This is a genomic window from Acinetobacter sp. YH12105, assembly GCF_013419095.1.
Lineage (GTDB): Bacteria > Pseudomonadota > Gammaproteobacteria > Pseudomonadales > Moraxellaceae > Acinetobacter > Acinetobacter pseudolwoffii.
The window spans coordinates 35,177-49,263 of record NZ_VPAU01000013.1 but is presented as its reverse complement, the minus strand read 5'-3'; the positions used below and the strand labels follow the sequence as shown (position 1 = coordinate 49,263).

At 45.7% G+C, this 14,087-nt stretch carries 12 protein-coding genes; 6 read left to right on the top strand and 6 right to left on the bottom strand.

Annotated elements, in window-relative coordinates; translation table 11 throughout:
* Nucleotides 1-10: 10 nt before the first annotated feature.
* Nucleotides 11-766: a biotin--[acetyl-CoA-carboxylase] ligase gene (locus FTU44_RS10400; RefSeq protein ID WP_180050602.1), complete on the bottom strand. Its 756-nt coding sequence runs from the start codon at nucleotides 764-766 to the stop codon at nucleotides 11-13.
* A 27-nt stretch (nucleotides 767-793) separates the two neighbouring features.
* Here FTU44_RS10400 and FTU44_RS10395 point away from each other — a divergent pair, with 27 nt between their 5' ends.
* From FTU44_RS10395 to ligA, 5 genes are all read left to right on the top strand, one after another.
* Nucleotides 794-1,597, top strand: a complete 804-nt coding sequence (locus FTU44_RS10395) for a sulfite exporter TauE/SafE family protein (RefSeq protein WP_005172427.1) — start codon at nucleotides 794-796, stop codon at nucleotides 1,595-1,597.
* Nucleotides 1,598-1,796: 199 nt separating this feature from the next.
* Nucleotides 1,797-2,492, top strand: a complete 696-nt coding sequence (locus FTU44_RS10390) for a GntR family transcriptional regulator (protein WP_005095938.1) — start codon at nucleotides 1,797-1,799, stop codon at nucleotides 2,490-2,492.
* An 11-nt stretch (nucleotides 2,493-2,503) separates the two neighbouring features.
* Nucleotides 2,504-5,956, top strand: coding sequence for a chromosome segregation protein SMC (smc, locus tag FTU44_RS10385; protein ID WP_180050655.1), 3,453 nt, complete (start codon nucleotides 2,504-2,506; stop codon nucleotides 5,954-5,956).
* Nucleotide 5,957: 1 nt separating this feature from the next.
* Nucleotides 5,958-6,950 carry a cell division protein ZipA C-terminal FtsZ-binding domain-containing protein gene (locus tag FTU44_RS10380; RefSeq protein ID WP_180050599.1) on the top strand — a complete coding sequence of 331 codons (993 nt, stop codon included), beginning with the start codon at nucleotides 5,958-5,960 and terminating at the stop codon, nucleotides 6,948-6,950.
* Nucleotides 6,951-7,058: 108 nt separating this feature from the next.
* Nucleotides 7,059-9,098 (top strand): NAD-dependent DNA ligase LigA, encoded by a 2,040-nt coding sequence (ligA, locus tag FTU44_RS10375; protein WP_180050596.1) that lies wholly within the window; start codon nucleotides 7,059-7,061, stop codon nucleotides 9,096-9,098.
* A gap of 415 nt (nucleotides 9,099-9,513) precedes the next feature.
* Here the strand turns inward: ligA and FTU44_RS10370 are convergent, their stop codons facing one another.
* Nucleotides 9,514-10,581, bottom strand: a complete 1,068-nt coding sequence (locus tag FTU44_RS10370; RefSeq protein ID WP_180050593.1) for an aldehyde reductase — start codon at nucleotides 10,579-10,581, stop codon at nucleotides 9,514-9,516.
* Between the two features lie 342 nt (nucleotides 10,582-10,923).
* Between FTU44_RS10370 and bfr the strand changes: the two genes are divergently transcribed.
* A complete protein-coding gene (gene bfr, locus FTU44_RS10365) occupies nucleotides 10,924-11,388 on the top strand; it encodes a bacterioferritin (protein WP_180050590.1) in 465 nt (154 codons plus the stop codon).
* A 55-nt stretch (nucleotides 11,389-11,443) separates the two neighbouring features.
* Here bfr and FTU44_RS10360 read toward each other — a convergent pair whose 3' ends face one another.
* From FTU44_RS10360 to FTU44_RS10345, 4 genes are read right to left on the bottom strand one after another with little or no spacing between them, the layout of a single operon-like run.
* A complete protein-coding gene (locus FTU44_RS10360) occupies nucleotides 11,444-11,863 on the bottom strand; it encodes a biopolymer transporter ExbD (RefSeq protein ID WP_180050586.1) in 420 nt (139 codons plus the stop codon).
* Between the two features lie 21 nt (nucleotides 11,864-11,884).
* Nucleotides 11,885-12,310 carry a biopolymer transporter ExbD gene (locus FTU44_RS10355; protein WP_180050584.1) on the bottom strand — a complete coding sequence of 142 codons (426 nt, stop codon included), beginning with the start codon at nucleotides 12,308-12,310 and terminating at the stop codon, nucleotides 11,885-11,887.
* Between the two features lie 16 nt (nucleotides 12,311-12,326).
* A complete protein-coding gene (locus tag FTU44_RS10350; RefSeq protein ID WP_159516618.1) occupies nucleotides 12,327-13,226 on the bottom strand; it encodes a MotA/TolQ/ExbB proton channel family protein in 900 nt (299 codons plus the stop codon).
* Between the two features lie 36 nt (nucleotides 13,227-13,262).
* Complete coding sequence (locus FTU44_RS10345) at nucleotides 13,263-13,964, bottom strand: energy transducer TonB (RefSeq protein ID WP_180050581.1); 702 nt, start codon at nucleotides 13,962-13,964, stop codon at nucleotides 13,263-13,265.
* Between the last annotated feature and the right edge of the window lie 123 nt (nucleotides 13,965-14,087).

Sequence of the window (14,087 nt, the reverse complement as noted above, 5' to 3'; positions counted from 1 at the left end):
TTATGCCTGTTCAAGGATTATTTTTGAGCCGTAATTGACCTTGGTAAAAGATGTGGACACCTGTTTCAGTTGCGATTTTAACAGCGCCATCATCCTGAATACCCAGAAATTTTCCTGAATATTGCCCTTGCAGATCGGTAAATTCAACCCTCTCTTGGATAAAAGCGGCATGTCGATTGAAACGACCAGACAGATTCTGGCTGCCATAACTAAACCATTGTCCGGCTTGCTGAATCGCCAGATACAGTTCTGCAATCAGCTGAATGCGTGAACCCTGATGCAGGCCCAACTCATTCAATGAGGTCACTTGCTGCTCGGGAACCTCAGCAGACATTGGACTGAGGTTGATCCCGACCCCGACCACCACTTGCGTAGGTGAAATCGGTTCTACCAGAATGCCGCCCCATTTGCCTTTGACGCTATACAGGTCATTCGGCCATTTTACTTGCAAGTCCAGCCCTTGTAGACTGCGCATTTGCAGGATATTTAACGCAATTTCCAGAGCCAAACGGCCATCGATGGGTTTTTGTGTATGCAGCAATGTGCTTAAATAGATATTCCCTTCAGGTGAAATCCATTGACGCTGGCGCTGCCCACGGCCTTGGGTCTGCACATGGCTACAGACCAGAACCTGCTGTACCCCCTTGGTTGCCAATTCCCGCACATCGTCATTGGTCGATGTGGTAATCGGTTTGATGAGCAATACTTCCGGAAGCTGGCCTGCATCGCTTAATCGTTGTTGCAGTTCACGAGTTTCTACATCCATTTGAATCTAAACGTGGTAAATATCGTTATGGAGTTAATCATATATTTATTGATTGGTGCAATTGCAGGATTTACCGCTGGCCTGTTTGGGGTCGGTGGTGGTTTGATTATTGTGCCGATTCTGTACATTGTTTTTACCCAGCTCCAGTACGATCCCAGCGTGATTATGCACATGGCGGTGGGGACTTCTCTGGCTACCATTATTGTCACCTCGATCAGTTCGGTCATGGCGCATCATCAAAGAGGTGCCGTGTTGTGGTCGGTATTTCGTAATCTGGCACCCGGCTTGATTATTGGTTCCTTCCTGGGCGCAGGGATTGCTGACTATTTATCTGGTCAAGGCTTGCAGCTGTTGATCGGGTTCTTTGCAGTCTGGGTGGCGTTTAGAATGTTTAAAGGCGCCAATGTTCAGGTCGATCCGAATAAAAAATTGCCTTCAACCCCGGTACAACTCGCTGCGGGCGGTGGGATTGGTGTGGCATCGGCGATCTTTGGGATTGGTGGCGGTAGTCTGACAGTCCCGTTTTTGAATCGCTGTGGCATCGTGATGCAAAAAGCCGTGGCGACCTCTGCGGCTTGTGGATTGCCGATTGCCGTGGCAGGCGCACTAGGCTTTATCTGGTTTGGTCAACAGGCCCAGGTCACAGTACCAAATACGATTGGCTATATCCATATTTATGCCTTTATTGGCATCAGTATGATGAGTTTTTTTACCGCCAAACTCGGTGCAAAAGTGGCACATTTACTTTCACCTGCGGTACTGAAAAAATGTTTTGCGGCTTTACTGACCACCGTCGGTCTGTATTTTATTTATCAAGGTTTTATGGCCTGATTTAATTTTTTAGGTTGAACTGATGTATCACCTAAGGAGAATGGTTCACTATTCTCCTTTTTTATGAACTTGAGTTGGCTGTAGAGACACAAGATTGTCTGACAATGTCACAGTATTCATCGAAAAAATTCTGTCTAATAGCAATATAGCCCAAATCATGGGCTGAACCAGTATCCATAAAAATAAAGACAGGAACGGTATGCCATTAGAACAAGCACACAGTTTGTCTGAGCAGATTGCCAAACACATTAGCGAACAGATTATTCGCGGCGAATTGGTCGAAGGCGAACGTATACAGGAACTCAGGATTGCCTCGGAGCTGGATGTCAGTCGAGGGTCGGTTCGTGAAGCCCTGCTGTTGCTGGAACGCACCCAGCTGATTGAAATTTATCCGCGTCGCGGTGCCATTGTCTCGGAAATGTCGGCCTTGCAGGTGCGGGCCTTATTTGATATTACCTCTTTATTGCTGGGGCAGATGGTGCATCGTATGGCTGAAACCTGGCGGAGTCATGAAGCCGAGCGCATTCAGCTATTATTAGAACAATTAGAAGCAGAAACTCGCCAAGGACATACAGAAAAGTTTTATGATCTGATCTTTCAGGGCATGGCCCAGCAACATGAGATGGTCGGAAATCCCTATCTGATGCGCTACTATCAGGAACTGTTACCTTGTTTGCGGCGTAGCTATTTCCTGACCCTGAATATTTCCAGACGCGAGTTACAGGAATCTTTCGACTTATTTAAACTGGTCACTGAAGCAATTTTGATACGAAAAACCCATCAGGCCGCTTTATTTATGGAAGATTTTTGTCGACACTTACGCAACCTTGTGTTGGAATCTCTGACACGGATGAAACAAATTGAACTCGCGTGGGCCAGACGCTCACGACGTTAAATCAGGACATTATGCGTTTAAGCAGTTTAAAACTTTCAGGCTTTAAATCTTTTGCCGACAGTACCACTTTACATTTTAAAGATAATCGTACTGCAGTCGTGGGACCGAACGGGTGTGGTAAATCTAACGTCATTGATGCCATACGCTGGGTCATGGGCGAGTCCAGTGCGCGCCAGCTGCGTGGTGGCAGCATGCAGGACGTGATTTTTACCGGAACTGCCAAGCGTAAACCGGTGGGTATGGCCAGTGTAGAACTGCGCTTTGACAATACCTATGGCAAACTGGGCGGTGCTTATAATGCCTATAATGAACTGGCAGTCCGCCGTCAGGTCAACCGCGATGGCAAGTCTGAATATTTCCTGAATGGCAGCAAATGCCGTCGTCGTGACATTACCGATATTTTTCTGGGCACCGGTCTGGGGCCACGTTCTTACGCGATTATTGAACAGGGCATGATCAACCGTCTGGTCGATGCCAAACCGGATGAAATGCGGGTCTATATTGAAGAAGCTGCCGGGGTTTCGCGTTATCAGGCACGGCGCCGTGAAACCATGCTGCATCTGGATCACACCACGCAAAACCTGTCGCGTCTGGAAGATATTGCCTCTGAACTGAAATCTCAGTTAAAAACCCTGAAACGTCAGGCTGAAAGCGCGATTCAATATAAGCAACTGGAAGAACAGATTCGCAGCATCAAGATTGAAATCCTGTCTTTCCAGTGTGAACAAAGCCAGCGCTTGCAAGAAGAATATACCGTGGAGATGAATACTCTCGGAGATAATTTTAAGCTGGTGCGTTCCGAGCTGACTACGGTTGAACATGATTTAGGTCGTACCAGTGAACTGTTTCAGCGTCTGATTCAGCAATCGACACCTTTGCAAAGTGAATGGCAACAGGCCGAGAAAAAACTGGCCGAACTGGAAATGACCTTGCAGCAAAAACAGTCTTTGCTCGAGCAAAATTCCACCAGTCTGGTCAAGCTGGAACAGCAAAAAGCTCAGACCAAAGAGCGTTTGCAATTGATTGAACTGCAACTCGATACCTTGCAGCAGCAAGCTGAAGATCAGCAAGCACAATTGCAGCAGCAAGATGGCCAGAATCAGGCGCAGAGCCAAAATCTGGCTGATCTCAAATCACAACATACAACAGTCGCGGCACAATTTGCCCAGATCAAAACTCAGGTCGAACAGCAGCAGCAGCGTAAATTACAAATGTTGGCTCAAAGTGAACAACTAGCCAAGAATATTGAGCGGATTGAACAGCAAAAACAGACCGTACAGCAACAGAGCATACAGATTCAGCATCAAGCGCAACAAGATGAGCTAGAGCAATATCAACAAGACAAGACTGAGATCGAACAGCAGCTATTCACATGTGAAGCGCAACGCACTGTATTGCAAGATCGATTGGCCCAAGTTCAGACCGAGCAGGCAGAACAGCAGCAGTGCTTGATGCAGTTAAAATCTGAAATTCAGGTGCTGCATTCAGAACAGAAAAACCTCAGTCAATTGCTGACCAAAGCCAATCCACATGCCAAGGCCGATGCACTACAGCTGATGCATGTACTTAAGCTCAACGATGCAGGCAAAGACCATGCAAAGCTGATCGAAAAGTTTCTGGCAAAATGGCTGTCTGCCCAGATTCTGGCAGAGGGTGAAAACTTTCTTGAAGATCGGGCGCGTCAGTTAAAACCATATGCTGTACAGGATAAAATTCAGATTGCCAATACGGTGTGTCTGGCCGACTGGATTGAATCTCCACAGTATTCACTGTGGCAGCAGGTTGCAGTTGTAGATTCATTAGCGCAAGCCTTGAAACTTCAAACTGGGCTTTTGCAAGGTCAGACCCTACTCAGTCTGGATGGCTATCAGGTTGGGCCTGATTGGGTGATTGCGCTGGATTATGATGAATCGAGCCAAGCCGCTCAGGGCGCATTGAGTCATCGTATCCGTCTGGAGGAAATCCAGCTTCAGTTATCAGCACTGAATACCCAACTTAGTCAGGCTGAAGAGCAACTGCCTGAACTGAATACTCGGGTGAAGGATTTACAAACCCAGATTCAAACGATCAGTGAGCAGCACAAGCACACACAAAAGCAACTGCAACAACTCGATGTCAATATTGCCAAAGTACAAAGCAGTGCTCAGGCTTTCGCATTACAGAAGCAGCAATTACAGCATCAGCTGCAACAACTCGATGAGCAGCTAGAAGAAGATGCCATGCAGAAAGACGATCTGGAAATTGATCTGCATGCTCTGAATATTAAGCTGGAACAAGCGCTACCAAATTATAAAACCCTGCAATTCCAGCTGGAAGCATTGAGCACTCAGTTAGATGACTCGCAGCAGCTTAGCCAGCAAGCGCAGCAGGAACTGGAACTGCTGCGCCGTCAAAGCGTACAGAGTCAGCAGCAGATTGAATTGCTGGAAAAAGATCAGGTATTTTTAATAGAACAGTATCAACAAATTACTGCACAAATCGAGCAGGCCAAGAAATTTGTCGATCCGGTACAGCTAGAATTGCCTGCTTTACAGAGCCAGTTTAATGAACAGGCGCAGATCACTGAAAAGCTGCAAAAAACCTGGACCGACTGGCAGATCGAATTAAATCAGGTGCAGAGCAAACAGCAGCAGCTGACTGAACAGCGTCACAGTTTCCAGCAGCAGGATGAAAAACTGCGTACAGCACTGGAAGCCAAACGTCTGGCCTGGCAGGCAGCCAAATCTGATTTGCAGCATTATTCAGAACAATTAAAAGAACTGAATCATGAAGTCATCAGCGGTTTAACTATTGATGTCAAAACCCATCAGGCGAAACTGGAAAAAGCTCAGGCGCAGTTCGATAAGCTCGGTGCAGTGAATCTGGCGGCTTCTGAAGAATATGAAGAAGTCTCGAAACGCTATGAGGAACTGAGCCACCAGATGCAGGATCTGGAAAATACTGTGGAACAGCTACAAGCTGCGATGAAAAGTATTGATCAGGAAACCCGCAAACTGTTTATGCACACTTTTGATCAAGTCAATGCCGAACTGCAAAACCTGTTCCCGAAAGTATTTGAAGGGGGCGAGGCGAGTTTAAGTCTTGAAGATGGATGGCAATCGGGTGTAAAACTGATGGCCCGACCACCGGGTAAACGTAATAGCTCCTTGGCATTACTCTCCGGTGGGGAGAAGGCTTTAACTGCATTGGCACTGGTATTCGCGATTTTTCGCTTAAATCCGGCACCTTTTTGTGTACTCGATGAAGTCGATGCACCACTAGATGATGCCAATGTGGGACGTTTTTGTAATTTAGTCAAAGAGCTTTCTGAACACGTGCAATTTATTTATATTACCCATAACAAACTTGCAATGATGATGGCGACTGATCTTTTAGGTGTAACCATGCCTGAACCGGGAACCTCAAAATTAGTGACAGTAAATTTGGAACAGGCAAAAGAATACGGCTTAGCTGCGGAGGTATAATATGGAAATCACCACCATTATCGGGATTGTTATTGCAATTATCATCATGCTGTTGGGCATTAGAATGCTGCTCAAAAAACCTGTAGAGGCAGTCCCTTCACTGGATGCTAACCTGCATATCGATCCGGATAGCCAGACCCCTGTCATTCCTCGGCATGTACGATCGCAACTGGCAAAGCAGAACGCAGATCCGGCACAACGTATAGAGCCGAGCCTGAGCGTAGAAGAAAAGGCTCCTGAAAAACCTTCGGCATTTCGCAAGCCTGAACCGACCTTGGCTGAGCCAGCAGTGCTTGAGACAGCTGCAGCGGTCGAGCCGAGTCCAATGACCGAAGCTGAAGTGGTGGCAAGCTCTGCAACTACAGAACCAGCCGAAACATCACTGGAGCAAAAGCCGGCCGAAGTAGAACCGGAAAATAACCAGCCTGAAAATAAAGATACAGCTACCGAATTTAGTCTGAACAGCAACATCGAAAAAGCAGAAATTTCTGAATTTAATGATGAAAGCAGTATTCTGGATGCCCATCTGCATGAGCAAAAAATAGTGGATGAAGAAAGTGCGTTATCCAGTGCTGAAACCATTATTTCTCTGCATATCTATCCGCAAGGCCGTGTACTTTCAGGTGATAAAACCCTGAAAGTCTTACTCAAATATGGTCTGCGTTATGGCGAACTGGCCTGTTTCCACCGTTATAGTGAAGATGATTCAAAACTGCTATTTTCGGTACTGCAAATGACCGATACGGGTATGGAAGGCTTTGATCTGGAAACATTGTCGACTCAGGAAGTCAAAGGTCTGGCTTTCTTCCTGGCTTTACCGCATAGCGATGTACAAAATGCCTTTGATACCATGGACAGTATTTCACGTCTGATTGCCCGTGAAGTCGATGGTCTGGTCTATGATCAGAACCAGCAGGAATTTACCCCACAATTACGTGAATTCTGGCGCCATCAAGCCATTGATTATCGTGCCGGTCAACCGACAGAAGTTTAAGCGGTTTTGTTTAATCTCCAAGTTGAATCTGGAGACTGCAATTTTTATAATAGCCAAAAGCTGAATATTCTACAGGGCGGATTTTCCGCCCTTTTTTATGGTGAAATTATGACCCAAGATGCCACTGTCATTGCGCAAATGCGTCAACTGATTCAACTGCTTGCCAAGCATAACCATGCTTATTATGTGATGGATCAACCGAGCATTGAAGACAGTGAATATGATCAGCTCTTTCATCAGCTTAAAGCCCTAGAACAACAATATCCCGATCTGATCCAGTCCGATAGCCCGACCGATAAAGTCGGTGGGCAAGCACTTTCAAAATTTGTCACCGTTACGCATGCTGTTCCGATGCTGTCATTAGGCAATGTCTTTCATCAGGACGACCTGTTTGCTTTTGCCCGCCGTATTGAAGAACGTTTACCGAATCAAGAAATTGAATATGATGTTGAACTGAAATTTGACGGACTGGCCATTTCCCTGTGGTATGAGCATGGCGTACTGACGCGTGGGGTGACGCGCGGCGATGGGGAAACCGGTGAAGACATCACCCAGAATGTCAGGACCATTCGTAACCTGCCGAAACTTTTATCTCCGGTGAATGGCATTATTCCCGATTTGTTAGAAGTACGCGGCGAAGTGTTGATGCCAAAATCCGGTTTTGAGAAACTGAATGCAGCCAATGCGGCTAAAGGTGAAAAGACCTTTGCCAATCCGCGTAATGCTGCGGCAGGAAGTTTGCGTCAGCTGGATCCGAACATTGCTGCCTCGCGGCCATTGGCTTTTTATGCTTATGGGATTGCACAGTGTGTACCGCATCATGGTCAAACCACCATGTCCGCCAGTCTGGAATGGTTACATCAGTTCGGTTTTGCGGTTGGCGAGCGTCACTTTATCTGTGACAGTATCCAGGACGTGCAAAAAGTCTATGAACAGATTATTCAGGAACGTGCCAGCCTCAGTGTAGAAATTGATGGCATGGTGATTAAAGTCAATGACCTGAAACAGCAGCAGCAACTCGGTTTTCTGAGTCGGGAGCCGCGTTGGGCCACCGCTTATAAATTCCCCGCAGTTGCAGCCTTGACCACGGTTGAAAATATTAACTGGCAGGTGGGTCGTACCGGAACTCTGACGCCGGTAGCACGTTTGAATCCGGTCGCGGTCGGCGGCGTGACTGTTTCTAATGTGACCTTGCATAATATTGGTGAAATTCACCGTCTCGATGTACGGATTGGCGATACCGTCAGTGTTTACCGAAGTGGCGATGTAATTCCTAAAGTGGAAAAAGTCTGGCCGGAATTCCGCCCGGTGGATGCCGTTGAAGTGCATTTACCTGAGCAATGTCCAGTCTGTGATTCACCGGTGGTGATGCCGGAAGGTGAAGCCTTGGCGCGTTGTTCGGGTGGGCTGTATTGTGCAGCGCAGCGTATTGAGGCGATTCGTCACTTTGTTTCACGTAAAGCCATGGATATTGAGGGTCTGGGGGATCGCTGGGCAGAATCTTTGCTGCATCTAAATCTGCTGAAAGATGTCTCGGATATTTATCACCTGCATGAACATCGTGAGCAGCTGCTACAGATTGAAAAAATGGGTGAAAAATCTGTTCAGAATTTAATAGATTCTATTGAGAACAGTAAGAAAACCACACTGGCCGCTTTTATTTATGCACTCGGTATTCGTGGCGTGGGTGAAACTACAGCGCGCATGCTGGCCAATAATTTCCAGACCTTGGATGCATTACGTATCGCGGATATCGAAGCACTCAAAAAAACGCCAGATGTGGGGGATATTACCGCAGAATGGATTATTGATTTCTTTCAGGCGCCGCATAATCTGGAAGTTCTGGATCGTTTACTGGCTGCCGGCATTCACTGGGATGCACCCATTGCGCCAACACGCCAACCACTCAATGGTGAAAGTTGGGTGGTCACCGGAACATTAAGCACCATGGGGCGTGATGAAGCGACTCAGTTGCTTCAAGCATTAGGCGCGCGAGTCAGCGGCAGTGTATCGAGCAAAACCAAATGTGTGGTGGCGGGTGAAAAAGCCGGTTCCAAACTGGACAAGGCAGAAAAGCTCGGGATAGCTGTGATTAATGAAGAACAGTTTATTGCCTTGATGAAAGACTATGGTCAGCTTGAAGCCTAAATCAGGACTTGATTGAAGCACAGTCATTTAAAAAGCGCCTTTAGAGGTAATGCCAGTCAGTTAAGAAATTGACTGGCATTTTCTTTTTTAAATTCATGATTATATTTGACAAGTAGAAAAGTCATCCGCAACTGTTTGAGGCAAAACTAGATTTAAAAATGATTGTTTCTGCGACAAATTTACTAGTCGATGGTGGCTGACGAGTTTTGCGGTGAGGAGTGTTGCTCCGCAAGATGCCTTCCTTACGAAGCTTCGCTTCTCATTTAGGCGAAACCAAAGTAATAAATTATTTTCAAGTATTTGATTTATAACATTAAGACTCCGTAGTGAACGACTAAAAAGTTAAAGAGTCTATTTCTAAACTCCTTAACTGATCAGCATTACACCTTCAGGTGGCTTTTTAAATCTATAAACTTTAAGGAATATATTTTTTGACTATGCCATCATCCAGCAGTTGCTGGAAATGTTCGACCAGACTTTCTTGTACCGGACGATACTCAATGCCGAGCTCATCTTTACTTTTCTGGGCATTAAAGAAAATTGGATAACCCATATTCAGTTCCACAAACTTAGAGCTAAAGCCTGCCAATGGCCCAAACAGTTTAAAGGCCGCTTTTGGCAACTGATTGCGCGGGAAGGGGAACTTATTGCCAAAATTTTCTCTTAAAATCTGACCCATTTCCAGCAGGCTCAGGCTTTCACTACAAATAATATAACGCCCATGTGCTTCCGGTTTAAATGCAGCACGGAGATGTGCTTCAGCGACATCCTGCACATCGACCACACCATTCCACATGGGTGGAACACCGAGTAGCGTCATGCCATTGGCGAATTGCTGCAAGACCTCGACACTTCCGGACTGGGTATTGGGGGTTAAGGATTGACCAAAAACCAGTGCCGGATTAATACAAACCAGCGTCCAGCGATCCTGTGCGTCTGCCATCTCCCAGGCCTTGCGTTCAGCCATGACTTTAGAATAAGGATAAGGCTGATGCGTTTCCGAGCTGGTGGTATTCCAGTGTGATTCATCAAAACTGTTATTTTCAGTTTGCAGAATATCAATGGCATCGCCATAGGTAGAGGCAATACTCGAGGTAACAATCACACGTTTTACGGATTCTGTCTGATTGACACTATTCAATACATTTTCAGTGCCTAAAACCGCAGGTTCAATAATATCTTTGACCGCATCTTTATAATTGGTGACCACAAAAGGCGAGGCCATATGAAACACAATTTCACAACCTTGCATGGCTGCATCAAAAGAGCCTGGGCTTAATAAATTGGCCTGAAATAACTTTAAAGTGCCTGGACTGTTATCGGCAATTTTTTCTAAATGGGCAAAGCTTTTATTTTTATTCAGGTCACGTACCGTGGCATGTACGGTGTAGCCTTGTGTGAGTAATTTCTGGATGACCCAGCTGGCAATATAACCCGATGCACCGGTAACCAGAACCGGCGCTGTAGTGTGTAGATTTGTCATAGTTAAACCATTGTTGTTTTAAATTTGTCTGAATGATAAGCGAAATTTATGCATTAAGTACGCCAAATCGGTGATGTTTATACAAAAATAAGCAATCTTGCGGGTTTTAATGAATACTTACAAATCTTAACTGATGCATTTATCCGGCAGATTCTGCTTAAAGTGAATAGTCGTGACAGTGCAAAGTATTGTTTTATAAATGGGATTTAGTCTAGCTCGAACTGTAAATGCAAGTACTTCTCATTTTAATTATATAAAAATCATATATTTAACCAATGTTAGGCTTTGCAAAATCCTTTGAGTTTCTCCATAATAGCCAGATAAAGGCAGGGAGTAATTCAAATGCGCGGTAATCCAGAAGTCGTAGATTATTTAAATATGTTGATCGGTGGCGAACTGGCTGCTCGTGACCAATACTTGATTCACTCTCGGATGTATGAAGATTGGGGCTTAACCAAAATCTTTGAACGTATCGACCATGAAATGCAGGAAGAAGCCCAGCATGCGGATGCGATTATCCGTCGTATCTTGTTCCTGGAAGGTACACCAAACATGCAACGCGATGACGTTGAGATTGGTGAAGATGTGGTGAGCTGTCTGAAAGCCGACCTGAAACTTGAATACCATGTGCGGGAAAAACTGGCACAGGGCATCAAGCTGTGCGAAGAAAAAGGGGACTATATCACCCGTGATATGCTGCGCCAGCAAATGTCAGATACCGAAGAAGATCACACCTACTGGCTGGAAAAACAATTGCGTCTGATCGAACTGATTGGCCTGCAAAATTATATTCAATCGCAGATGTAAGATCAGATCAATCAAAAAACCCAGCATATGCTGGGTTTTTTTTCTGGGGTGAAAATTACGGCGTGTTATTGCTCATAATGCCAATTTTTTTGACATCCAGACGCTGTGCAGAAGCCATGACCATCGCAATATGTTTATACTCGGTGGCACGATCCGCTTTGATTTTAATCTGATCCTGATCTGCTTTTCTGGCCACTGTTTGAAACAGAATTTCCAGAGCCTGAGGGCTTTCTACGGGCTGTTCATTCCAGAACATTTTGCCTTGTGCATCCAGACGTAATTCCACCAGCTCAGGCGGTTTTTCATCGGTCACAGGTGGCGTTCCGTTGGGCAGATCGATATTAATAGAATTATTTGGTAATGGAATCGTGATAATAAACATAATCAGCAAGACCAGCATGACATCAATCAGTGGCGTCATGTTGACATCCAACATCACATCATCATCTTGATTCGAACCCACATTCATACCCATAAACTTAATCCTTCTTCGCTTTTAAGGTGTAGCGGGCGGTGTCGTGACAAAAGCAATTTTGCCAATACCGGCTTGTTGGGTGGTACTAATCACCTGATCAATCGCCTCATAAGGGGTTAACTGATCGCCGCGGATATGTACTTCAGGCTGAGGTGTCTTTTGCGCTTCAGCCTGTAAGCGGCTCAGTAAAACGGGTTTATCTGCAATATAAATTTCGTTCCAGAAAATATCTCCAGTTTTATTGACGGCCAGCTGAACATTGTCTGGTTTGGTTTCATAGGGCACATTTCTTTCTTCAGGTAGATCGACAGGGACGGTATGGATTGCGACCGGCACAGTAATCAGGAAGATAATGAGCAGAACCAGCATAATATCAACCAGAGGTGTGGTATTAATGGTTCCAATTACCTCATCATCGCTGTCGTTTGAATTGACCATCATTCCCATGGCTGATGCCTCACTCTTACTTTACGTCACGATTAACAGAATTATTGGTCGTGATTTCACCGCTGAGTAATACTGCGTGCAAATCAGAACCAAAAGTACGCACTTCTTCCATGACCGCTTTATTACGGCGAGTCAACCAGTTGTAACCGAGTACTGCCGGTACTGCGACTGCCAGACCGATTGCAGTCATGATCAGGGCTTCACCTACCGGGCCAGCAACTTTATCGATTGATGCCTGACCTGAAACACCAATGGCAGTCAGTGCATGGTAGATCCCCCAAACTGTACCAAACAGGCCAACAAAGGGTGCAGTCGAACCGACTGTCGCAAGGAAGGCCAGACCACCACTCAGATGGTTCTGAATTTTGTCGATTGCACGCGAAATCGAAATGGTGACCCAGGTATTGAAATCGATACGCTCAAGTAAATTACCACCATGATTTTTGGTTGAATTGATGCCTTTTTCCGCAATAAAACGGTAGACGCTGGCTTCGTCCAGGTTTTCGGTCGCATTATCCAGAGAAGAAGATTCCCAGAAGGTATTTTCAGCTTGTTTGGCCTGTTTGCGTATTTTGCCTTGTTGCAGGCATTTGCTGATCATGATGTACCAGGTACCGATCGACATGACAACCAAAATAAAGAGGGTGATTTTAGAAACGATATCACCTTCTTTCCACATGGCTTCTAAACCATAAGGATTATACGCAGGCTCTTCGGCTACGGGTTCAGCCGGAAGTGGTGGCGGAGTAGGTGTTGCAGGTGTTGCGGGTGTTGTAGCCGTTGTTTCAGTGGTTGCACTCGTATTTGGAGTAGCGGACTGTTCTGCAAAAACAGCTTGCAAAGGTAATAAGGCGCTTATGGCAATCACACCAGCAGCAGTCATATTTTTTAAAGGTTTTAGTGATTTTTTCATCATAGATCTCCTGATTTTTTTCTTTATCTGTTGTATCTGTTAGTCAAGGACAAATTCATAGGGAATGTCATACCAAGATTCTTGCGGCTCACCATTTTTCATGGCCGGCTTAAAGGTACATAAACTGAATGCCTTAGATGCTGCACGATCCAGTGAGCGACTACCGCTCGAACTTTTTACTTTGGCATCTTTGACCTTACCGTCGGTATTTACATAGACAGAGATCAGGACTTCACCTTGTTCTTCATTCATGAGTGCATCGCGTGGATAGTCAGGACGTTTACAACCTACTTCACCTTGTGCCACACCGCGAGTTACACCAGCGGGTGGAGGAGTTGGTGCTGGAGCAGCTGCGACGACTGGAGCCGGTGCTGCCACGGGACTTGGCGAAGGACTGGCGGCAACAGGTGTAGGTACTGCAACAGTCGTTGCTTGTGTGGGTGTAGCAAGCATTTTCTGTACAGGAACCACTTTTTCAACCGGTTTTAGCTCAGGCACTTGTGCCACTTTTTCCACTATTTTCGGTGGTTCTGGCGGGGTTTCTTTTGGTGGTTCAGGTTCAGGTAGCTTAATATCCTGGATAATCATCAGCTCAACCGGCTGTTCGGCCGGTTTAATAATGTCTTTTGCCATACCCGCCATGAGTACCAGGCCAACCAGGATATGCAAAAAAACCACCACCCCAATACCCGTCAGTTTCTTGGCGGAGTTTTTTTCTAAGTCTTCAAACTTTGTGCCCATCATGACTCCTAGAATTTAAGACAAACAGGAAATAGTGCACTGATGAGAAAATTGTTTTTGGTTACAGGCAGCATTATTTTTTTGTTCGACTAAAATTAAACGGGGAAAACTGCAAACACCGCT